Source organism: Cellulomonas telluris (genome assembly GCF_004886325.1).
In the GTDB taxonomy this organism is placed as follows: domain Bacteria; phylum Actinomycetota; class Actinomycetes; order Actinomycetales; family Cellulomonadaceae; genus Cellulomonas; species Cellulomonas telluris.
Genome location: NZ_QXFN01000001.1, coordinates 392,756 through 414,343, shown reverse-complemented (window position 1 = coordinate 414,343; position 21,588 = coordinate 392,756). Strand labels below are relative to the sequence as shown.

At 73.6% G+C, this 21,588-nt stretch carries 14 protein-coding genes, 2 tRNA genes and 1 pseudogene; 6 read left to right on the top strand and 11 right to left on the bottom strand.

Annotation, left to right across the window (positions count from 1 at the left end; translation table 11 throughout):
• Positions 1 to 130: 130 nt before the first annotated feature.
• From FB586_RS02010 to FB586_RS01985, 6 genes are all read left to right on the top strand, one after another.
• Positions 131 to 1,102, top strand: coding sequence for a hypothetical protein (locus FB586_RS02010; protein ID WP_187697832.1), 972 nt, complete (start codon positions 131 to 133; stop codon positions 1,100 to 1,102).
• Positions 1,103 to 1,320: 218 nt separating this feature from the next.
• The gene (locus FB586_RS02005; RefSeq protein ID WP_136517648.1) at positions 1,321 to 3,933 is read left to right on the top strand and encodes a glycoside hydrolase family 9 protein; all 2,613 of its coding nucleotides are present in this window, start codon (positions 1,321 to 1,323) and stop codon (positions 3,931 to 3,933) included.
• Between the two features lie 238 nt (positions 3,934 to 4,171).
• On the top strand, positions 4,172 to 4,861 hold the full coding sequence (locus FB586_RS02000) for a GNAT family N-acetyltransferase (RefSeq protein ID WP_136517647.1): 690 nt from the start codon (positions 4,172 to 4,174) through the stop codon (positions 4,859 to 4,861).
• A gap of 154 nt (positions 4,862 to 5,015) precedes the next feature.
• Positions 5,016 to 6,695, top strand: coding sequence for an NAD(P)/FAD-dependent oxidoreductase (locus FB586_RS01995; RefSeq protein ID WP_136517646.1), 1,680 nt, complete (start codon positions 5,016 to 5,018; stop codon positions 6,693 to 6,695).
• On the top strand, positions 6,692 to 8,161 hold the full coding sequence (locus FB586_RS19890; protein WP_246036331.1) for an ATP-binding protein: 1,470 nt from the start codon (positions 6,692 to 6,694) through the stop codon (positions 8,159 to 8,161). Before FB586_RS01995 ends, FB586_RS19890 begins: the two co-directional genes overlap by 4 nt.
• The gene (locus FB586_RS01985) at positions 8,158 to 8,505 is read left to right on the top strand and encodes a UBP-type zinc finger domain-containing protein (protein ID WP_136517645.1); all 348 of its coding nucleotides are present in this window, start codon (positions 8,158 to 8,160) and stop codon (positions 8,503 to 8,505) included. Before FB586_RS19890 ends, FB586_RS01985 begins: the two co-directional genes overlap by 4 nt.
• A gap of 52 nt (positions 8,506 to 8,557) precedes the next feature.
• Here FB586_RS01985 and FB586_RS01980 read toward each other — a convergent pair whose 3' ends face one another.
• The 11 genes and pseudogenes from FB586_RS01980 to dnaN form a co-directional block, all read right to left on the bottom strand.
• Entirely contained in the window at positions 8,558 to 10,087 is a 1,530-nt protein-coding gene (locus FB586_RS01980; RefSeq protein ID WP_136517644.1) for a DUF6345 domain-containing protein, read from the bottom strand.
• 155 nt (positions 10,088 to 10,242) lie between these two features.
• A tRNA-Ala gene (locus FB586_RS01975) sits at positions 10,243 to 10,315 on the bottom strand.
• A 45-nt stretch (positions 10,316 to 10,360) separates the two neighbouring features.
• Positions 10,361 to 10,480: a DLW-39 family protein gene (locus tag FB586_RS19765; RefSeq protein WP_222928260.1), complete on the bottom strand. Its 120-nt coding sequence runs from the start codon at positions 10,478 to 10,480 to the stop codon at positions 10,361 to 10,363.
• 57 nt (positions 10,481 to 10,537) lie between these two features.
• A tRNA-Ile gene (locus tag FB586_RS01970) sits at positions 10,538 to 10,611 on the bottom strand.
• A 120-nt stretch (positions 10,612 to 10,731) separates the two neighbouring features.
• Positions 10,732 to 11,664, bottom strand: coding sequence for a DUF3566 domain-containing protein (locus tag FB586_RS01965; RefSeq protein WP_136517643.1), 933 nt, complete (start codon positions 11,662 to 11,664; stop codon positions 10,732 to 10,734).
• Positions 11,661 to 14,336 (bottom strand): DNA gyrase subunit A, encoded by a 2,676-nt coding sequence (gene gyrA / locus FB586_RS01960; RefSeq protein WP_136517642.1) that lies wholly within the window; start codon positions 14,334 to 14,336, stop codon positions 11,661 to 11,663. The genes FB586_RS01965 and gyrA overlap by 4 nt, the downstream gene beginning before the upstream one ends.
• Before the next feature lie 57 nt (positions 14,337 to 14,393).
• Positions 14,394 to 16,367 carry a DNA topoisomerase (ATP-hydrolyzing) subunit B gene (gene gyrB / locus FB586_RS01955; RefSeq protein WP_370741045.1) on the bottom strand — a complete coding sequence of 658 codons (1,974 nt, stop codon included), beginning with the start codon at positions 16,365 to 16,367 and terminating at the stop codon, positions 14,394 to 14,396.
• A 362-nt stretch (positions 16,368 to 16,729) separates the two neighbouring features.
• On the bottom strand, positions 16,730 to 17,338 hold the full coding sequence (locus FB586_RS01950; protein WP_136517640.1) for a DciA family protein: 609 nt from the start codon (positions 17,336 to 17,338) through the stop codon (positions 16,730 to 16,732).
• On the bottom strand, positions 17,328 to 18,542 hold the full coding sequence (recF, locus tag FB586_RS01945; RefSeq protein ID WP_136517639.1) for a DNA replication/repair protein RecF: 1,215 nt from the start codon (positions 18,540 to 18,542) through the stop codon (positions 17,328 to 17,330). Before recF ends, FB586_RS01950 begins: the two co-directional genes overlap by 11 nt.
• 8 nt (positions 18,543 to 18,550) lie before the next feature.
• A pseudogene (gnd, locus tag FB586_RS01940) lies at positions 18,551 to 19,486 on the bottom strand (phosphogluconate dehydrogenase (NAD(+)-dependent, decarboxylating)); the annotation flags it as partial.
• Between the two features lie 137 nt (positions 19,487 to 19,623).
• Positions 19,624 to 20,754 carry a DNA polymerase III subunit beta gene (gene dnaN, locus FB586_RS01935; RefSeq protein ID WP_136517637.1) on the bottom strand — a complete coding sequence of 377 codons (1,131 nt, stop codon included), beginning with the start codon at positions 20,752 to 20,754 and terminating at the stop codon, positions 19,624 to 19,626.
• Between the last annotated feature and the right edge of the window lie 834 nt (positions 20,755 to 21,588).

Below are 21,588 nucleotides of genomic sequence, written 5' to 3'. Positions count from 1 at the left end.
GGGCCGCCGACGCCGCACGGGCGCCCCGTGCGCACCCGGTGCCGGGAGTGTGAACAGAGGGCGGACCAGGCACGACGGTGGCAGAGTGAGGTGCCACAGCCCCGTCGTCGAGACCAGTCCGGGAGTGGACATGACCCATCGTCCGAAGATCGACGTGGACGCCGAGCGTCTGAAGGTGCAGGCCGCGGGCCTCGGCGCGACGCTCGTGGACGCCGCCGGCGCAGCGAGGCTCGGCGCCCTCGACGCCGCCTCCAGGGCGTCGGGCGCGGCGGGCCACGCCAAGGAGTGGACGACCCCCAAGATCGAGGCGCTCGCCGAGTGGCTCACGCCCCGCGTGGAGCACCTGTACCGGGAGAGCCTGAAGGCCACGGCGCCGCAGGTGGAGAGGGCCGCCCTCCGGGCGACGCCCGCGATCGACACCGCGCACGACAAGCTCGTCAGCGAGCTGATCCCCAAGGTGGTCGCCGCCGTCAACGAGGCCGCCGTCAAGGCCGGTGCCCAGGTCGAGGCCGCGACGACGGCCGCCGCGGTGGCGACCGGCAAGCAGTCGAGGAAGGCCGCGAAGGCGGCCAGGGCCGCCGCCGCGCTCGCCGCGAAGGAGGCCGCGAAGGCGGAGAAGAAGGGGTCGGCGGGCAAGCGGTTCTTCCTCGTCGCGCTGCTGCTCGGTGGCGGCGCGGCCGCGTTCGCCTGGCTGCGGTCGCGCTCGACCACCGACCCGTGGGCCGAGCCGTGGGAGCCGGGCGACAGCACCACGGCCGAGTCCCTGCGCACGCGGGCGCAGGCCGCCACGGGTGACGCGGCCGACGCCGTCGGTGAGGCCGCGGGCTCCGCGGTCGCGAGGAGCCGCGAGGCGACCAAGAAGGCGGCGGAGCGCGTCTCGGCGGCGACCGAGGACCTGACCGAGAAGGTCCAGGAGGCCCGCAAGACCACGCGTCGCTCCACGTCGAAGGCGCCGGACCAGACGAAGCCGACCGAGGGCCTGCAGACCGACGTCCCGGCGACCACCGAGGGCCTCCCGGCGGAGACCGCGACGACCGGCGAGGTGCCCGACCCCGTCGTCGAGTCCCGCCCGCAGGACGAGCGCGGCACGTCCGGCTCCTGAGTCCCGGCCGCTCGCGCGGCGCACCCACCGGCCCCGGTCCGCACGGACCGGGGCCGGTGTGCGTCCCGCCCTGAAACCTTTCGTGCGTTCCGCGCGGTCGCGGCCGTCGGGCAGCATCGCAGCCGGCCCCCGCCCCTTGCCGACGACGACGTCGCCGCTGGCCCGGGCCGCGTGGGAGCGCTCCACCGCTCCCATCCCGTCGCGAAAGGGATGGTCCGATGGCTCGTCTGGCACGCGCGACCCGTCCGCTCTGGGCAGGGGCGGCGGCACTGGCGCTCACGGCGGGTGCGGTGACCGTGCCGCTGTCGGCGGCGGACGCCGCGCCCGCGTTCAACTACGCCGAGGCGCTGCAGAAGTCGATGTTCTTCTACCAGGCGCAGCGCTCGGGCGACCTTCCCGAGGACTTCCCGGTCTCGTGGCGCGGCGACTCCGGCCTGCAGGACGGCGCGGACGTGGGGGAGGACCTGACCGGCGGCTGGTACGACGCGGGCGACCACGTGAAGTTCGGCTTCCCGATGGCGTTCACGGCGACGATGCTCGCGTGGGGGGCGATCGAGAGCCCCGAGGGCTACCGCGCGGCCGGCCAGCTCGACGAGCTGAAGGACAACCTGCGCTGGGTCAACGACTACCTCGTCAAGGCCCACACGGCACCGAACGAGCTGTACGTGCAGGTGGGCAAGGGCGACGACGACCACAAGTGGTGGGGCCCCGCCGAGGTCATGACCATGGCGCGGCCGGCGTACAAGATCACCGCCTCGTGCCCGGGCTCCGACGTCGCGGCCGAGACGGCGGCGGCTATGGCGTCGGCGTCGGTCGTCTTCGCCGACGACGACCCCGCGTACGCCCGCACGCTCGTGGAGCACGCGAAGCAGCTGTACTCGTTCGCCGACACCTACCGCGGCAGCTACTCCGACTGCGTCACCGACGCCCAGTCGTTCTACCGGTCGTGGTCCGGGTACCAGGACGAGCTCGTGTGGGGCGCGTACTGGCTGTACGAGGCCACGGGGGACGCGTCGTACCTCGCGAAGGCCGAGGCGGAGTACGACAAGCTCGGCACGGAGAACCAGACGTCCACGCGCAAGTACAAGTGGACCGTCGCGTGGGACGACAAGTCGTTCGGCGCGTACGCGCTGCTCGCGATGGAGACCGGCAAGCAGAAGTACGTCGACGACACCAACCGGTGGCTCGACTACTGGACGGTCGGCGTCGACGGGCAGAAGGTGCCCTACTCGCCGGGTGGCATGGCGGTGCTCGACTCGTGGGGCGCGCTGCGCTACGCCGCGAACACGTCGTTCGTCGCGCTCGTCTACTCGGACTGGGTCGGCGACCCGGTGCGCAAGGCGCGCTACCACGACTTCGGGGTGCGGCAGATCGGGTACGCGCTCGGGGACAACCCGCGCAAGGCGTCCTACGTGGTCGGCTTCGGCGCGAACCCGCCGCAGAACCCGCACCACCGCACCGCGCACGGGTCGTGGCTCGACTCCCTGACGCAGCCCGCCGAGACCCGGCACGTCCTGTACGGCGCGCTCGTGGGCGGCCCCGGGTCGCCGAACGACGCGTACACCGACAGCCGGTCCGACTACGTCGCCAACGAGGTCGCGACCGACTACAACGCCGGGTTCACGAGCGCGCTGGCCCGGCTGACGCAGGAGTACGGCGGCACGCCGCTGGCGTCCTTCCCCCGGCCCGAGACGCCCGACCAGGACGAGCTGTTCGTCGAGGCGCGGCTCAACCAGCCCGCGGGCGGCACGTTCACCGAGGTCAAGGCGATCATCCGGAACAGGTCCGCGTTCCCCGCGCGGTCGCTGCGCAACGCGTCGCTGCGGTACTGGTTCACGCTCGACGGCGCGGACCCCGCGTCGGGGCTGACGGTCTCGACCAACTACAGCGAGTGCGGCACCCAGACGAACCGCGTCGTGCACGCCGGGGGGAACCTGTACTACGCGGAGCTGGCGTGCGCGGGGCAGGACATCCACCCGGGCGGGCAGTCGCAGCACCGGCGCGAGATCCAGTTCCGGGTCAGCGGGGGAGCGGCGTGGAACGCCGCGAACGACCCGTCGTCCGCGGGCCTGGTCGCCACGGGCGACCCCGTCAAGACGCGGGCGATCACGCTGTACGAGGCCGGGCGCCTGGTGTGGGGCACCGAGCCGGACGGGACGCCGACCCCGACGCCGACCGCCACGCCCACGGTCACCCCGACGCCGGTCGGGTCCCCGACGAACCTGCGCTACACGCTCCGCGGGCTGGGTACCGTCCACGCCGCCTGGGACCCGCCGAGCACCGGCACGCCGCCCGCGTCGTACGAGGTCGAGGTCGTCACCCGCCAGGCGTTCGGCGTCACCGAGCCGGCCGCGACGTTCTACGACCTCACGAACGGCCGGTACGTGCTGCGTGTGCGTGCCGTCGCCGCGGACGGGCGCACCTCGCCGTGGGTGAGCACCGAGATCGAGATCGTCGACGGGTTCCCGACGAGCTCGCCGACCGCCACACCGACCGTCACGCCGACCACGTCCCCCGCCGCGTGCGCCGTGCGGTACTCCGCGAACAGCTGGAGCACCGGCTTCACCGCGACGGTCCGGCTGACCAACAGCGGCACGGCGCCGCTGCGGTGGTCGCTCGCGTTCGACCTCGCCGGCGGCCAGAGGCTGCAGCAGGGGTGGAGCGCGACGTGGTCGCAGACCGGCACGCGGGTGACCGCGACGGGAGCGGCGTGGAACTCCACGCTCGCGCCCGGCGCCTCGGTCGACCTCGGGTTCAACGGCAGCCACACCGGCCAGAACCCGGCGCCGACGGCCTTCACGGTCAACGGGACGGGCTGCACCGTGGGCTGACAGACGGGTCCCGGCCCGGCTCGACCTCGAGTCGCCGGGTCGGGGCCGAACCACCACCACCTGCGGTGCCGCCCGTGAGCACCGCCGGAGGGCGTGCGTCCGACGCGGGGGCGGTCAGGACGCACGGCGAGGGCGCCGCACGCACGTGCGGCGCCCTCGTGGCGTCGTCGGCCGGACCGTCCCGCGGCGGGCCGGTTTCCGGTTGACCCCACGGTCCGCGAACCGGGAGCCTGCGCGGATGACCGCACCCGAGCAGGACGCAGCCGCACCGCTGACCGACGCCGAGATCTGGCCGTTGCTCGGGGTGCGCGTGCGCAGCGGGGACCTCGAGCTGCGCGCGCCCGACGACCGCATGCTCCTCGACCTCGCGCGGCTCGCGGCCCGCGGCGTGCACCCGCCGGACTACATGCCCTTCCTCGTGCCCTGGACGCGCGGCACGCCCGTGCAGGTCGCGCGCAGCGTCATGACGTACCAGTGGGGCCTGCGCCAGCGGACGACGCCCGCCGACTGGGCGATCGAGCTCGCGGTCGTCCGGGACGGCGTCCCGCTGGGCACGCAGGGCATGTACGCGAAGGACTTCGCGATCACCCGCTCGGCCGAGACCGGTTCGTGGCTCGGCCTCGAGCACCACCACCAGGGCATCGGGACCCGGATGCGGCTGATGATCCTGCACCTGCTCTTCGAGGGCCTGGGCGCGCAGCACGCCACCACGTCCGCGTTCGCCGACAACCCGGGCTCGTCGGGCGTCACCCGCAAGATCGGCTACCGCGAGAACGGCGTCGTGCACCAGGCCCGCGAGGGCGGGCCGGTCGAGAGCCGGCTGTACGTGCTGGACCGGGCCGACTGGGACGCGCGGCGGGACGAGCTGCGGCTGGACGTCGAGATGGAGGGTGTCGAGGCCCTGCGCGACCAGCTCGGGCTGTCCTGACCGCGGCGCGCGGCGCGATGGTGGCAGAACCGGTGGTGGAGGGGAAGGACGAGCTCGGGCGAGCACCCCGCGTCGTCGAGGGCTGTGCCGCGACGCCCGGTGGGCGCAGACTGTGGCCTGCGCCGCCGACGCACCTCTGAGACCGGGAGGCCCCGTGCCCGCTGAGTCCGCCACCGCCCCCCGCGCCGCCCTGCTCACCGTCGACGACGACCCCGCCGTCTCCCGCGCCGTCGCGCGCGACCTGCGGCGACGGTACGGCGACCGGTACCGCGTCCTGCGGGCCGAGTCCGGCACGGAGGCGCTGGACGCGTGCCGCGAGCTGAAGCTGCGCGGGGAGCAGGTGGCCGTGCTGCTCGCCGACCAGCGGATGCCGGGCATGAGCGGCATCGACTTCCTCGAGGAGGCGATGGACCTCTTCCCGGCTGCCCGTCGCGTCCTGCTCACGGCGTACGCGGACACGGCCGCGGCGATCGACGCGGTGAACGTCGTCGACCTGGACCACTACCTGCTCAAGCCGTGGGACCCGCCCGAGGAGAAGCTCTACCCCGTCCTCGACGCGCAGCTCGAGGCCTGGCACGCCGCGGCACCACCGCCCGTGACGGGGCCCCGGGTGGTCGGGCACCGCTGGTCGGCGCGCTCGTCGCAGGTGCGCGAGTTCCTCGCCCGGAACCAGGTGCCCTACCGCTGGTACCCGGTCGAGTCCGCCGAGGGGCGGCGCATCCTCGAAGCGGCCGGCATCGGCGGCGAGCACCTGCCGGTCGTCGTGACGGGGGACGGGGACGTCCTCGTCGCACCCGACGACGCGGCCCTCGCCGCCCGCGTCGGCCTGGCCGTGCAGCCGGCGTCGGACTTCTACGACCTCGTCGTCGTCGGTGCCGGGCCCGCGGGGCTGAGCGCGGCCCTGTACGGCGCGTCGGAGGGGCTGCGCACGGCGCTGGTCGAGCGGACGGCGACCGGCGGGCAGGCGGGGCAGAGCGCGCGGATCGAGAACTACCTGGGCTTCCCGGACGGCGTCTCCGGCGCACAGCTGACCGAGCGCGCGCGCCGCCAGGCGCAGCGGTTCGGTGCGGAGATCGTCATGACGCACGACGCGGTGGGCCTGGAGGTGCACGGCTCGGCGCGGGCCCTGCGCTTCGCCGACGGCAGCACGATCGCGACGCACGCGGTCGTGCTGGCGAACGGCGTCGCCTACCGCGAGCTCGACGGGCCCGGGCTGGCGGCCCTCGTCGGGCGCGGCGTCTGCTACGGGTCGTCGCTCACGGAGGCGCCGGCGTGCCGCGACCAGGACGTGCACGTGGTCGGCGGCGCCAACTCGGCCGGTCAGGCGGCGCTCTTCCTCGCCCGGGAGGCCCGGTCCGTCACGCTGCTCGTGCGCGGCGACGGGCTGACCGCGTCGATGTCGCACTACCTCGTCGAGCAGATCGAAGCGCACCCCCGCATCACGGTGCGGACGCGGACCACGGTGGTGGAGGGCGTGGGCGACGACCACCTGGAGGGCCTCGTGCTGCAGGACGTCGGCACGGGGGAGAAGGAGTCCGTGCCGGCGGCCTTCCTGTTCGTGTTCATCGGCGCGGCGCCCTTCACCGGGTGGCTCGACGGGACGGTCGCGCGGGACGAGCGCGGGTTCGTGCGCACCGGCCACGACCTGCTCGTCGACGGGCGCCCCCCGGGCGGGTGGCCGCTCGACCGGCCGCCGTACCACCTGGAGACGAGCGTGCCGGGCGTGTTCGCGGCGGGGGACGTGCGGGCGGAGTCCGCCAAGCGCGTCGCGTCCGCCGTCGGCGAGGGGGCGATGGCGGTCATGCTCGTGCACCGGTACCTGGCGGAGCGGTGAGCGCGGTGCCGGCCGGACGGCCCGCGGGCGCCGAGCCCTGCGACGTCGAGGAGCTGCGGACGCTGTTCCTGTTCGAGCACCTCGACGACGACCAGCTGCGGTGGTTGTGCGCGCACGGGCACGTGGAGCGGCGAGCGCCCGGCGTCCTGTACGCCGAGGGGGAGACCGCGGAGTGGTTCTACGTCCTGCTCGAGGGGTCGGTGGCGCTCGACCGGCGCGTCGGCGCCGACGACGTCGAGATCTCGCGCACGTCGCAGCGCGGGGTGTACGGCGGGGCGTGGGCCGCCTACCTCGGGGACCGCGCGCCGCAGACGTACACGCAGACCATGCGCGTGCTCGCGTCGTCCCGCTTCTACGCGCTGCCCGCCGCGGACTTCAGCCGGCTCATGACCGACTGGTTCCCCATGGCCGTGCACCTGCTCGAGGGCCTGTTCATGGGCCAGCGCGACACGCAGCTCGCGGTGAACCAGCGCGAGCGGCTGCTGGCGCTGGGCGCGCTGTCGGCCGGCCTGACGCACGAGCTGAACAACCCCGCGGCGGCCGCGAGCCGTGCCACCTCGGCCCTGCGCGAGCGCGTCGCGGGCATGCGGCACAAGCTCGGGCTGATCGCGTCCGGGCCGTACGACGCGTCGACGCTCACCACGCTCGTCGACCTGCAGGAGCAGGCGGTGGAGTCGCTCGCCAAGTCGCGGGCGCCCGGCGCACCGCCGCCACCCACGGCCCTGGAGCGCGCGGACGCGGAGGACGCGCTCGCCGACTGGCTGGACGCGCACGGCGTCGCCGCGTCGTGGGACCTCGCGCCGACGTTCGTCACGGCGGGCCTCGACACGGGCTGGCTGGACGCGGTCGCCGCGGCGGTCGCCCCCTCGGTGCTCGAGGGGGCGGTCCGCTGGCTCGCGTACGGCCTGGAGACCGAGCAGCTCATGAACGACGTCGAGGACGCCAGCACCCGCATCTCCGCGCTCGTCGGCGCCGCGAAGCAGTACTCGCAGATCGGCCGGGCACCGGACCGGGAACTCGACGTCCACGAGCTCCTCGACGCCACGCTCACGATGCTCGACCGTCGCCTGGACGGGCTCACGGTGGTCCGCGACTACGACCGGGACCTGCCCCCCGTGCACGCCTACGGCGCCGAGCTGAACCAGGTCTGGACGAACCTGGTCGAGAACGCCGCCCAGGCCATGGACGGCAGCGGCACGCTGACGGTCTCCACCCGCCGGGTGGACGACTGGCTCGAGGTCGAGGTCGCGGACACCGGCCCCGGCATCCCGCCCGACGTGGTGGGGCGCGTGTTCGAGCCGTTCTTCACCACGAAGCCCGTGGGGTCCGGCACCGGCCTCGGCCTCGACATCGCGTGGCGGATCGTCGTCACCAAGCACCACGGCGACCTCACCGTCCGGTCCGTGCCCGGTGACACCCGGTTCCTCGTCCGGCTCCCCTACACCCCGGAGGTGCGTGCGTCATGACCGTCGAACCGATCGACCCGACCGTCCCCCCGAGCGGCCCCGGCTGCGTCGAGTGCGACGCCGACGGCGGCTGGTGGGTGCACCTGCGCCGGTGCGCGGCGTGCGGCCACGTCGGCTGCTGCGACACGTCCCCCGCCCAGCACGCGACCGCCCACTGGCGGGCGACCGGCCACCCCGTCGTGCGCTCCTTCGAGCCCGGCGAGAACTGGTTCTGGGACTACGCGACCGAGGACTACGCCCGCGGCCCGGCGCTCGCCCCGCCCACGCACCGGCCGGACGACCAGCCGGTGCCCGGGCCGGCGGGACGCGTGCCGGCGGACTGGCGCTCCCACATCCACGCGTGAGCGGCGGACCGCCCCCGGTGATCCCGGGTGCGGCCCGCCGCCTGCGCGGCCCTCAGGTGATCGGCTCCTCCAGCACGTACCGCTTGGCCAGGCCGTGGCCGAACCCGACCTCGATCTCGCGCCGCGCGACGAGGACCGCGGCGTCCCCGCGGACGGCGTAGCCGACCTCGGTCGACTCCGGGACGGCGTGCACCGCGCTCGGCACACGCCCACCGGCCGCGGCCCGCCGCAGGCGGCGCTGCAGCGACTCGTCGAGCAGCTCGTCGATGCTCGACGCGTCCGAGCCGCCCGCGCGGCGGTTCCCCGTGCCCGAGGACGGGGCGGCCGGGACGGCGGCGACGTCCCGCACGTCCGCGACCGGCCGCGTCGAGTCGGCGACGGCCGTCACGGTGCCCTCGTTGTCCACCCGGACCTGCACCCGGCCGCCGCCGGGCGTGACGACGGGGACACCGTCGACCAGCTGGACGAACGTGACCGTGCGCTCCCGCACCCGGGCGTCCACGAGCTCGTCCTGCGTGCCGCCGGCGTGCCGGTCGTACCGGATGTGGTCGAGCGCCAGCTCGACGTGCTCGGCGACCCCGTGGCGGTCGATTGCACGCCGCGCCACGTCCACCGCCTCGTCGTCGGACAGGTCCCGGTCGGTCTCGGCGGGCGGGGCCAGGGTGACCTCGCGGGCGCCGTCGCCGGCGAGCACCAGCCGCGAGGCGTCGCCGAAGCGGTCCCGCCAGCCGGCGGCCAGGTCGCGCGGCGCGGCCGGCGCGAACGCCGCCGACCGGGCCCGCGACGGGACGTCGAGCGTGCGCGTCCGCCGCGCCGCTATGTCGTACCAGCGCCACCACCACCACGTGGTGCTCGCGCGGGCGCCGTCGAAGAACCGCTCGTTGAACACCCGGTCGCTGGCCTCCGCCTGCGTGGCGCCGCAGGCGACGACGGCCGGCTCCTGGTGGCGGCTGATCCGCCACGACGCGTCCAGGAACGCGGTGCTGAACGACTTGCCCTTCTTCCACTCGTCGAAGAAGTACCGCCCGTAGTTGCCGTCGTCGACGCTCACGGTCTCGTACCCGAAGATCATCCGCAGACCCAGGTTCGCCGTGCCCCAGGTCCGCAGCGGGGTGTGCCCGCCCTTCACGCGCAGCGACTCGCACGTCGACCAGAAGGCGTACCGCGCGTACTCGTCGCCCAGCCGCATGTCGGCGGAGCTGGTCCAGTGGTCGCCGCCCCAGTCGTTCCCGACCGGGATCGAGAAGACGCCGTCGGCGCCCATCACCCCGTGCCCGGAGTGGTACACGACCTTCGCGGAGTCGAAGCCGACGTCGTCGAGCCAGTTGTCGTACGTCTGCTCGTAGATCCACTGCCCGACGCTGCCGTCGCGGTACCAGCCGTTCGGGGTGTTGAACTGCTTCACGTAGTCGTGGAAGCCCTGTGCGTCGTCGTGGGTGAGTCCCAGGTCGCCGACACCGGCGGGGAAGTCCTCGATCGACGTGAAGAAGTAGACGTCCTGCTGCGTCCCCTTCATGTTCCTCTCGCCACGCGCGTCCGGGTCCGCCCCCGTCAGCGTGCGGACGTCCAGCAGATCGGTCATGTGATCGCTCCTCGTCAGCTCCGTGCTCGGACGGCAGGGAGGAGGGGGAGGGCGAGGGGCTGATACGGGAGCCGACCGCGCCTCACCCGGGCGAAGACCGGCGGCGGGAACGACGGAGGCCCTCCCCGCGGACGGGGAGGGCCTCGGTCCAGGCGTGGAGCCAAGGGGACTCGAACCCCTAACCCCCTGCTTGCAAAGCAGGTGCGCTACCAATTGCGCCATGGCCCCGGTGCGGCGTCCGCCGCTGGTGCTGCTCCGCGGGGGAGCGTCCGGTCACTCGAAGGTGTCGGTGACCTCGGCCCACAGGTCGCGCTCGTCGCGGTCCTGCGCGTACTTCTGCCAGGCGACGTAGCCGACGCCCGCGAGGGCGGCGAGGAGCAGCAGCTTCTTCATCGGTTCCCCCGTCTCGGGTGGTGCCGGTGGGCGCGACCCGAGCGGGTCCGTCGCGAGTGGGCCTAACAGGACTTGAACCTGTGACCTCTTCCTTATCAGGGAAGCGCTCTAACCGTCTGAGCTATAGGCCCGTCTTCGCACTCCGCTGCGCGCTCACGAGGAGCGTCCCGGGGGGTGCGACGGTCGAGACTACCCCAGCCGCGGCGCCGATCCCAAACCGGCGACGTCGCTGCGGGGCGTCCCGGCCGAGGTCACTCGTCCGTCATCGTCACGTGGACACCGCCCACGAGCGCGGCCACGAGGTTGTAGAGGAAGGCACCGATCGTGGCCAGGGCCGTCAGCAGGAAGACGTCGATGACCGCGACGAGCGTGGCCGCCGAGATCGTCTTCTGGAAGGACAGGTAGTCGGCCACCTGGATCGGGCTGTCGTCGCCCACCACGGTGCGCACGAGGGCGTCGATCTGCGCGAACACCTCCAGCCCGTCCAGCGTGAACCACAGCACGGCCGCCGCCACCACGAGCATGATGCCGATCGCGACCGACAGCAGGAACGCGAGCTTCATGACGGACCAGGGGTCGACTCGGGACACCGACAGGCGCACCCGCCGCGGCCCGCCGACCGAGGGGATCCGACCCGTCGTGGGGCGCGGTGCCGGGCCGGCGTCGGCGCGGGGCGCACCGGCGGTCGCCGTCGCGGTGCTCGCGGCGGCAGGGGTCACGGGTGCGTCCGTGCTGGTCATCTCGGGGTCCTCGCTCCGGGGGCGGGTCAGCTGGGAGTACGCCTGGGACAGCCGGGCGCTCGTCGCGCCCGCCGCCTTCTTGAGCCACACGGTCGTCGTGTCGACGGCCGTGACGAGCGGGGACGGCTCCTGGGAGTCGTCGGGCTCGGCGCCCGCCGACGCCGGCGCGGGCCGCTCGGACGCCGGTGCGGGTGCCGCGTCGCCCGCCGAGGCGTCGGCCGGACGCGCACCCGCCGGGCCGGTGCTGCGGCCGGCCGGCTGCGGCCGCGTGGACGTCCGCACCGTCGTGGACCGTGCCGTCGTCGCGCCGCCGGTCTCGGCCCCGCCCGTCCCGGCACCCCGGTCGGTGGTCGTCGCACCGGTCGGGGTGGTGCGCGCCGAGCCACCCGTCACGGGCGGCGTCGGCTTCTTGCGCGGCGGGATCGAGGGGGGCGTGTCCGTCATGCGTCCTCCGCGGGTCGGTCACCGCTGTCCGGCTCCGGCCCGTCGGGCACGGTGTCGTCGGGCGCGGCCTGGTCGGGCACAGCCTGGTCCGGCACGGTGGGCTCCGGGGCCACCGGCTCGGGCGCCGGGCCGTCGCCGTCGGGTCCGTCCGTTCCCTCGCCGTTCGGGGCCACGCTACCCGCATCGTCCGTGAGGTGTCGCTCGGTGTTGCGGGCCACCGCGATGATGCGGTCCCCGTTGTCGGGCTTGGCGAAGATGACGCCCTGCGTCGTCCGCCCCGTCGCGTTCACCTCGGAGGTGGAGGAACGGACGATCTTGCCGCGCTCCATGATGACGAGCACCTCGTCGTCCGCGTCGGTGACCAGCGCGCCGACGAGGTCCCCGTTCGCCTCCGGCAGGTTCGCCACCTTGATGCCCAGGCCGCCACGTCCCTGCTGGCGGTAGTTCTCGACCGTCAGGGCGGTGCGCTTCGCGATCCCGCCCTGGGTGACCGTGAACAGGAACGCGTCCTCGCGGACGACGTCCATCGCGAGCAGGTCGTCGTCGCCGCGGAACTTCATGCCCGTCACGCCGCTCGTCGCCCGGCCCATCGGCCGCAGCGCCTCGTCCGAGGCCGTGAAGCGCACCGACTGCCCCTGGCGCGAGACCAGGATGACGTCCTGGTCGGGGTCGACCAGGCGCGCCGAGACGAGCTCGTCCGCACGGCCCTCCTCGTCCTCGCGCAGGTTGATCGCGATGACGCCGCCGGAGCGGTTCGAGTCGTACTCCGTCAGACGGGTCTTCTTCACCAGGCCGCGGCGGGTGGCGAGCACGAGGTGCTCGGCCTGCTCGTAGTCGCGCAGGTCCAGCACCTGCGCGATCCGCTCGCCCGGCTGGAAGGCCAGCAGGTTCGCGACGTGCTGGCCCTTGGCGTCACGGCCGCCCTCGGGCAGCTCGTACGCCTTCGCGCGGTACACCCGGCCGAGGTTCGTGAAGAACAGCAGCCAGTGGTGCGTCGTCGTGACGAAGAAGTGGTCGACGATGTCGTCCTCGCGCAGCTGCGCGCCGCGCACCCCCTTGCCGCCGCGACGCTGCGCACGGTACGCGTCGACCCGCGTGCGCTTGGCGTAGCCGCCGCGCGTGATCGTGACGACCACGTCCTCCTCGGCGATGAGGTCCTCGATGCTCACTTCGCCGTCGAACGGCAGGATGCGGGTGCGGCGCTCGTCGCCGTGCTTGTCGACGACCGTCGCGAGCTCCTCGCTGACGATCTGCCGCTGCCGGACCGGCGACTCGAGGATGGCGTTGAGCTCGACGATCCGGGCCTCGAGCTCCGCGTGGCGCTGCAGGATCTCCTGGCGCTGCAGCGCGGCCAGGCGGCGCAGCTGCAGGTTGAGGATCGCCTGCGCCTGCTGCTCGTCGATCTCGAGCAGCTCCATGAGGCCCGTGCGCGCGGTGTCGGCGTCGGGGGAGCGGCGGATGAGCGCGATGACCTCGTCCAGCGCGTCGAGCGCCTTGAGGTACCCGCGGTAGATGTGGATCTCCTCCTCCGCGCGGCGGAGGCGGAAGCGGGTGCGGCGCTGGATGACGTCGATCTGGTGCGCGGTCCAGTGCCGCACGAACGCGTCGAGGCTGAGCGTGCGCGGCACGCCGTCGACCAGGGCGAGCATGTTCGCGCCGAACGTGTCCTGCAGCTGCGTGTGCTTGTACAGGTTGTTCAGCACGACCTTCGCCACGGCGTCGCGCTTGAGCACGATGACCAGGCGCTGACCGGTGCGGCCCGAGGTCTCGTCGCGGATGTCGGCGATGCCCTGGACCTTGTTGTCGCGCACCAGGTCCGCGATCTTCTTGGCCAGGGAGTCCGGGTTGACCTGGTACGGCAGCTCGGTGACGACGAGGCAGGTCCGGTTCTGGATCTCCTCGACCTCGACGACCGCGCGCATCGTGATCGAGCCGCGGCCCGTGCGGTACGCGTCCTCGATACCGCGCCGGCCGAGGATCGTCGCGTGCGTCGGGAAGTCCGGGCCCTTGATGCGCTGCATCAGGGCCTCGAGGAGCTCCTCCTTCGAGGCGTCCGGGTGGTCCAGGTGCCACTGCACGCCCGCCGCGACCTCGCGCAGGTTGTGCGGCGGGATGTTCGTCGCCATGCCGACCGCGATGCCGGCCGAGCCGTTGACCAGCAGGTTCGGGAACCGCGACGGCAGGACGACCGGCTCCTGCGTGTGCCCGTCGTAGTTGTCCTGGAAGTCGACGGCGTCCTCGTCGATGTCGCGGACCATCTCCATGGCCAGCGGCGCCATCTTGCACTCGGTGTACCGCGGGGCAGCGGCCGGGTCGTCGCCGGGGGAGCCGAAGTTGCCCTGGCCCGACACGAGCGGGTACCGCATCGACCAGTCCTGCACGAGGCGCACGAGCGCGTCGTAGATCGGGGCGTCGCCGTGCGGGTGGTACTTGCCCATGACGTCGCCGACGACACGGCTGCACTTCGAGAACTGCCGGTCGGGGCGGTACCCGCCGTCGTACATCGCGTACAGGACGCGGCGGTGCACCGGCTTGAGGCCGTCGCGGACGTCGGGCAGGGCACGGCCGACGATGACGGCCATCGCGTAGTCCAGGTACGAGCGCTGCATCTCGAGCTGCAGGTCGATCTGGTCGATCCGGCCGTGCTCGATCTCGCCGGGGGTCTCGGTCACGTGGTGGTCACTCCAGTCGTGGGCGCGCGGTCAGGGGTGCAGGCGTGCGTGCGCGCCCTAGATGTCGAGGAAGCGGACGTCCTTGGCGTTGCGCTGGATGAACGCGCGCCGCGACTCGACGTCCTCGCCCATGAGCACCGAGAAGATCTCGTCCGCCGCGGCCGCCTCGTCGAGGGTGACCTGCAGCAGCGTGCGGTGCTCGGGCGCCATGGTGGTCTCCCAGAGCTCGGAGTAGTCCATCTCGCCGAGGCCCTTGTAGCGCTGCACGCCGTTCTCCTTGGGCAGGCGCTTGCCGTTGGCGCGCCCGTCGGCGATGACGGCGTCCCGCTCGCGGTCGGAGTACACGTAGTCGTGCTCCGAGTTCGACCACTTGATGCGGTACAGCGGCGGCTGCGCCATGTAGACGTGCCCGTGCGTGATGAGCTCGGGCATGTACCGGAACAGCAGCGTCAGCAGGAGGGTGCGGATGTGCTGGCCGTCGACGTCGGCGTCGGCCATGAGCACGATCTTGTGGTACCGCAGCTTGGCGATGTCGAAGTCCTCGCCGATGCCCGTGCCGAACGCCGTGATGAGCGCCTGCACCTCCTGGTTGCCCAGGGCGCGGTCCAGGCGGGCGCGCTCGACGTTCAGGATCTTGCCGCGGATCGGGAGGATCGCCTGCGTGCGCGGGTTGCGGCCGCGGACGGCGGAGCCGCCGGCGGAGTCGCCCTCGACGATGAAGACCTCGCACTCGGCGGGGTTGTTCGACTGGCAGTCCTTGAGCTTGCCGGGCATGCCGCCCGACTCCAGCAGGCCCTTGCGGCGGGTCGCCTCGCGCGCCTTGCGGGCCGCCATGCGGGCGGCCGCCGCCTGGGACGCCTTGCGGATGACGTCCCGCGCCTCGCCCGGGTGCGCGTCCAGCCAGTCGCCGAGGCGCTCGTTGACGACGCGCTGCACGAACGTCTTCGCCTCGGTGTTGCCCAGCTTCGTCTTGGTCTGCCCCTCGAACTGCGGCTCGCCGAGCTTGATGGAGATGACCGCCGTCAGGCCCTCGCGGATGTCGTCGCCCGTGAGGTTCTCGTCCTTCTCCTTCAGGAGGTTCTTCTCGCGCGCGTAGCGGTTGATGAGCGAGGTCATCGCCGCGCGGAAGCCCTCCTCGTGCGTGCCGCCCTCGGTGGTGGAGATCGTGTTCGCGAACGTGTGCACGGACTCGCTGTAGGCGCTGGTCCACTGCAGGGCGATGTCGACGGAGATGCGCCGCTCGGGGTCCTCCGCGGCGATCTCGATGACGTCCGGGTGGACGAGGTCGACCTTCTTCGCCGCGTTGAGGTGCGCGACGTAGTCGACGAGGCCGCCGTCGTACTTGTACGTGACCGAGCGGTGCTGCGGGGCCTCCGCGACGTCCGTGAGGTCGGTGCTCGCGGGCTCCACGACCTCGTCCTCGGTGCCGGTGTGCTGCGGACGCTCGTCGGTGAGCGTGATCTTCAGGCCCTTGTTGAGGAACGCCGTCTGCTGGAAGCGCGAGCGCAGCGTCTCGAAGTCGTAGTCGACCGTCTCGAAGATCGTCGGGTCCGCCCAGAACGTCTGGGTGGTCCCCGTCTCCTCGGTCGGGGCGCCCTGACGGATCGGGCCGACGGGGTGCCCGCCGTCCTCGAAGTCCATCTCCCACGCGTGGCCGTCGCGCTTGACGCGCGACTCCACCCGCCGGGACAGCGCGTTGACGACGGAGATGCCGACCCCGTGCAGGCCGCCGGAGACCGCGTAGCCGCTGCCGCCGAACTTGCCGCCGGCGTGCAGGATTGTCATGACGACCTCGAGGGTCGGCTTGCCCTCCGTCGGGTGCATCGCGACCGGGATGCCGCGGCCGTTGTCCGTGACACGCACGCCGCCGTCGGCCAGGAGCGTGACCTCGATCGTGTCGCAGTACCCCGCCAGCGCCTCGTCGACGGAGTTGTCGACGACCTCGTACACGAGGTGGTGCAGGCCGCGCGCGCCCGTCGACCCGATGTACATGCCGGGGCGCTTGCGCACGGCCTCGAGGCCCTCGAGCACCGTGATGGCGCTGGCGTCGTACGACGAGGCGCCGCTGGGCGCGGGGGAGGCGGGTGCCGGTGCGGGGGTGGCGTCGTCGCCGTGGTCCGAGTCGGTGTCGCGAGGGGTGCTCTGGTCGGCCACGGGCGGCGGGTCTCCTCGAAAAGTCGTGCGCGCGCGAGGCGCGTCGAGAGCGGCTGCGAGCCGCCAGGACACCGGATCACCCCGCGCGGGCGGAGTTCGCGGCGCACGAGGGCGCGCAGACGTCTGCAATGACCTGTCCAGTCTACCGCCTGGGCGCGGCGGGAACCGGGCGGCGCGGCGCCGGGGCGCCACCGGTACGGTGACGCGGCACGACAGGGCCGCCCGCGTCCCCGGGCGGCTCAGCCCCAGGTGTCCCGCGGCCCCCGCCCCTGCACCCGCTTCGGCCCGCGGCCGAAGCCGTGGCCGACCGGCCCCAGGACGTCGACCTGGACGACGACGCCCGGCCCCAGCGCCTCGTCGAAGCGGGCCAGCATCGCCGGCGCCAGCAGGCGCAGGTTCGCGGCCCACGCGGTCGACGATGCCCGCACCGTCAGCAGGCCCGCCTCGAACGACTCGTACGTGCAGTGCTCGGCGACCTGCGGACCCACGATGTGCACCCAGCGGTGCACGAGGTCGCCGACCACCAGGCCCGGCTCCCACCCGAGGTCGCGGGCGAGCAGACCCGCCGACACCGAGAGCGGCTGCGGGTCGCGGGGACCCGGCGCGGCGCCGCTCGACGCGACCGTGCCGCGCGGTGCCTGCCCGGGCCGCAGGCCGCGGGCCCGTGCGGCGGCCTTCGCGCGCGCGAGCGCGGTGCGGGCGACCTGCTCCGGCGGGGTCAGCGCGACGAGCTCGGACACCGGGACGCCGTCCGGTACGACCGTGGGCGGCGGGAGGAGGGCGTCGTCACCCGCGCCGGTGTCGCCCGCGCCCGCGTCGCCCCGCCCGGCACGAGGGTCAGAGGACACGGGAGACCCCCCCGCCCAGGACGTCCACGCGCGCACCCGCGAGCGGCTCCGGGACGTCCTCCGGCACCGCCGCCGTGACCAGCACCTGCCGGGCCGGCGCCACCAGCTCGGCGAGCCGGTCGCGCCGGCGCGCGTCCAGCTCCGCGAACACGTCGTCGAGGATGAGCACCGGCTCGCCGTCCGGACCCCAGTCGGCCGCCCACCCGCCGGCATCGTCGAAGCCGTGCGTCAGCAGGGTCCAGGACGCGAGCCGCAGCGCCAGCGCGACCGACCACGACTCGCCGTGGCTCGCGTACCCCTTCGCCGGCAGGGCGCCGAGCGTCAGGACGAGGTCGTCGCGGTGCGGCCCGACGAGGCTGACGCCGCGCTCGATCTCCTTCGAGCGCAGGCGGCCCATCGCCTCGAGCAGGCGCGCCTCGACGTCCGCCGCGGAGGCACGCTCCCGCGCGTCGGGGGCGCCCGGCGCTCCCGACGTCTCGTCGTCACGCCCCAGGGCCGCCTCCAGCGACGACCGGTACGCCAGCTCCAGCTCGCCCTGACCGGAGCTGACCTGCCGGTACGCGTCCGCGGCCCGGGGCCGCAGCGCCTCCACCAGCGCCTGCCGGGCCACGACGATCTGCGCGCCCGCCTGCGCGAGCTTCGCGTCCCACACGTCGAGCGTGCGCAGGTCCGCCCCCGCGCGCGACCGGACGGCCGCACCCGCCGACTTCAGCAGCGCCGAGCGCTGGCGCAGGACGCGCTCGTAGTCCGTCAGCGTCCCCGCGATGCGCGGGGTGAGCTGCACGAGCAGGTCGTCGAGGAACCGACGGCGACCGTCCGGGTCGCCCTTGACGAGCGCGAGGTCCTCCGGTGCGAACAGCACGGTGCGCAGGATGCCGAGCACGTCCCGCGCGCGCCCCGGCGAGCCGCCGTTGACGCGGGCGCGGTTGGCCCGTCCCGGCGTGACCTCGATCTCGACGAGGGTCGAGCGCTCCTCGCGCACCACCTTCGCCCGGACCACCGCACGGCTCGCGCCCGCCCGGACCAGCGCCGCGTCGCTGGGCACCCGGTGGCTGCCCAGCGTCGCGACGTACCCGACCGCCTCGACCAGGTTCGTCTTGCCCTGCCCGTTCGGCCCGACGAGCGCGGTGATGCCCGGCTCGAGCGGCAGCTCGACCTGCGGGTACGACCGGAAGTCGGTGAGGGACAGGTGCGCGACGTACACGGGCCGCCTCAGCCCTCCGAGGTCGGTGGCGTCGCGGGGGCGACGCTGTCGGCGCCGGCGGCGCGCACGGCGTGCCCGCCGAACTGCTGACGCAGCGCGGCGACGGCCTTCATCGCCGGCGACTCGCCCTGACGGGACGCGAAGCGCGCGAACAGCGACGCGGCGATGACCGGCGCCGGGACCGCGAGGTCGATCGCCTCGTCCACGGTCCAGCGGCCCTCGCCCGAGTCCTCGACCCAGTCGTCGATCGCCGCGAAGCCGGGGTCCTCGTCGAGCGCCTGCACGAGCAGGTCGAGCAGCCACGAGCGCACGACCGTGCCCTTGCGCCACGCCCGCATGGTGCCGCCGACGTTCGTGACCAGGTCCTTCGCCGCGAGGAGCTCGTAGCCCTCGGCGTACGCCTGCATCAGGCCGTACTCGACGCCGTTGTGGACCATCTTCGCGAAGTGGCCCGCACCGACGGGGCCGACGTGCACGAAGCCGTCGGCGCGCTCGCCCTCGGGTCGCAGCGCGTCGAAGACCGGCATGGCGCGCTCGACGTCCTCGGGTGCCCCGCCGACCATGAGGCCGTAGCCGTTCTCCAGGCCCCACACGCCGCCCGAGACGCCGGCGTCGACGAAGCGGATGCCCTTGGCGTCCAGGAGCTCCGCGTGCTTCGCGTCGTCCTGGTAGTACGAGTTGCCGCCGTCGATGACGAGGTCGCCCTCGGCGAGGATCTCCGCGAGGTCGCAGATGACGGCGTCGGTGATCTTCCCCGCCGGGACCATCACCCACACGATCCGCTCGCCGGCGGGCAGCGCCTGCGCGAGCTCCTCGAGCGAGCCGACGTCCGAGACGTCGGGGTTGCGGTCGTAGCCGACGACCTCGATCCCCGCGTCCCGCATCCGCTGGCGCATGTTCGCGCCCATCTTGCCCAGGCCGACCAGCCCGATCTGCATGCCTCGCCCCTTCCCGCGGCGGTCCTCCGCCGAGCCTGTCGTGCCGTCCTGCGCGGACGCGTCCGGCGCACCGCCGGGTCGGCGGCCGCCCCCCGGTCACTGTGCCGCAGGTCGCCGGTCCCCGCGCGGGGGACCGGTGCCGGTCAGCTCGAGAAGCGGATCGGCACCAGCAGGTACCGGTAGTCCTTCGAGTCCTCGCCGTCCAGCGACTCCTGGCCCGTGAACTCCACCGGCTTGTTCGGGTGGGTGAACGACATCCGCACGAACGTCGTGTCCAGGGCGCCGAGGCCGTCGAGCAGGAACTGGGGGTTGAAGGCGACGGTGATGTCGTCGCCCACGAGCACGGCCTCGAGCGCCTCGGAGGCCTGGGCGTCGTCGCCCTGGCCGGCGTCGAGGACGACCTGGCCGTCGCTGAAGCCGAGCCGGATCGGGGTGTTGCGCTCGGCGACGAGGGCCACGCGCTTGGCGGCGTCCATCAGCGCCTGGCGCTGCACGATCGCGTGGATCGGCGTCTCGTCCGGGAAGAGCCGGCGCACCGCCGGGTAGTCGCCGTCCACCAGCAGGCTCGTCGTGTGGCGGCCGCCCGCCTCGAAGCCGATGAGGTCGACGCCACCGCCGGTGGAGAGGGCGACGGCGACCGAGCCGGCGCTGCCGAGGGACTTCGCCGCGTCGGAGAGCGTGCGGGCACGGACGAGCGCGACCGTGGAGATGTCCGGGGTCGACGGCTTCCACGTGAGCTCGCGCAGGGCCAGGCGGTACCGGTCGGTCGCCAGGAGCGTCACCTTCTCGCCCTCGATCTCGACCCGGACGCCGGTGAGCAGGGGGAGGGTGTCGTCGCGGCTCGCGGCCACGGACACCTGGGCGACGGCGTGCGTCAGGTCGTCGCCGTCCACCGTGCCGGTCACCGGGGGCATCACCGGCAGCGCGGGGTAGTCCTCGACCGGCATCGTCAGCAGCGTGAAGCGGCTCGCCCCGCAGGTGACGTGGACCTTGGTGCCCTCGAGCACGACGTCGACCGGCTTGGCCGGCAGCGCGCGCGAGATCTCCGCGAGCAGGCGACCCGAGACGAGGACGGTGCCCGGCTCGGACACGTCGGCGGGCAGCTGGGCGCGCGCGGAGACCTCGTAGTCGAAGCTCGAGAGCTGGATCGTGCCCGTGGCGTCCGCCTCGATGCGCACACCCGCGAGCACCGGTACGGGCGGGCGCGTCGGCAGGCTTCGCGCCGTCCACGTGACGGCGTCGGCCAGCACGTCGCGATCGACCCGGAACCTCATGCGCCACCTTCTCGTCATCGACCCGTCGACGCTCCCGCCCTGCGGCGCCGGCACGGCGCGCGGGGATGCAGCCGGCACGCACCGGCGGAGCACTGCCGAACACTACGCGACCGCCCCGACGCCCGGCACGTGGTCGGCGGCACGCCGCCCGGTCGCCGCAGCACCGCACCACACGGCGGTGTGTGGATCCCTCCAGCAGAGAAGTGTCGTCATCGTCATCGGGGGTGTGCATCGTGTGGACGAGCGGCTTCCGTGCAGGTCAGGTCACGAAACAGGGTGTGCGGGCCGCTGTGCCGGACCCGGTGCCGGGTGTGGACGCCGGTGGACCGGCCGCGGACCGTGCACCGGCGTCCACGGCGAGCACAGGATCGGTCCACAGCAACGATCCAGGTCGTCCACCGTCATCCACAGGTGTGTGCACAGGTGTGAACAATCGTCCTACGCCTTCTTCAGGCACCGGTGGACGACGGTCGCGCGGTTCCACCCGTTTTGTGGTGAGAGTGCTCTCATAGGTGCAGGTGCCGGGCGGGGCGTCACGGTGCTGCCGTCGTCGCGGGCGCGACCGGGTGTCGGTGCTGGTCAGGAGGGACGCGTCCTCAAGCGCCGGCGGGCAGTGGACAACTCGTCCAGGAGCACGCGGAAGGACCTCCGCCGTTGTCCCCAACCGTGGGCAACTCTGTGGACAACCCGCCCCTCGCGGTGGAGGACACAGTGGACGGGCGGTGGTGAAGGTGGGGCTCGGCGCTGTCCGCACGTGACCGCGGACACAGCCCGGGCGTGCCAGGCCGGGGCGGTCGATGGTCCCGGTTCGTCCGTCGTGCGCCGGCGCGGACG

What these genes read in the sequence shown, in the direction of transcription:
- FB586_RS01965 (WP_136517643.1), bottom strand. Translation starts at nt 11,664, where the DNA reads ATGACGGACACGCCCCCCTCGATCCCGCCGCGCAAGAAGCCGACGCCG.
- FB586_RS01980 (WP_136517644.1), bottom strand. Translation starts at nt 10,087, where the DNA reads ATGACCGATCTGCTGGACGTCCGCACGCTGACGGGGGCGGACCCGGAC.
- FB586_RS02010 (WP_187697832.1), top strand. Translation starts at nt 131, where the DNA reads ATGACCCATCGTCCGAAGATCGACGTGGACGCCGAGCGTCTGAAGGTG.
- dnaN (WP_136517637.1), bottom strand. Translation starts at nt 20,754, where the DNA reads ATGAGGTTCCGGGTCGATCGCGACGTGCTGGCCGACGCCGTCACGTGG.
- FB586_RS02005 (WP_136517648.1), top strand. Translation starts at nt 1,321, where the DNA reads ATGGCTCGTCTGGCACGCGCGACCCGTCCGCTCTGGGCAGGGGCGGCG.
- FB586_RS01985 (WP_136517645.1), top strand. Translation starts at nt 8,158, where the DNA reads ATGACCGTCGAACCGATCGACCCGACCGTCCCCCCGAGCGGCCCCGGC.
- FB586_RS19765 (WP_222928260.1), bottom strand. Translation starts at nt 10,480, where the DNA reads ATGAAGAAGCTGCTGCTCCTCGCCGCCCTCGCGGGCGTCGGCTACGTC.
- FB586_RS02000 (WP_136517647.1), top strand. Translation starts at nt 4,172, where the DNA reads ATGACCGCACCCGAGCAGGACGCAGCCGCACCGCTGACCGACGCCGAG.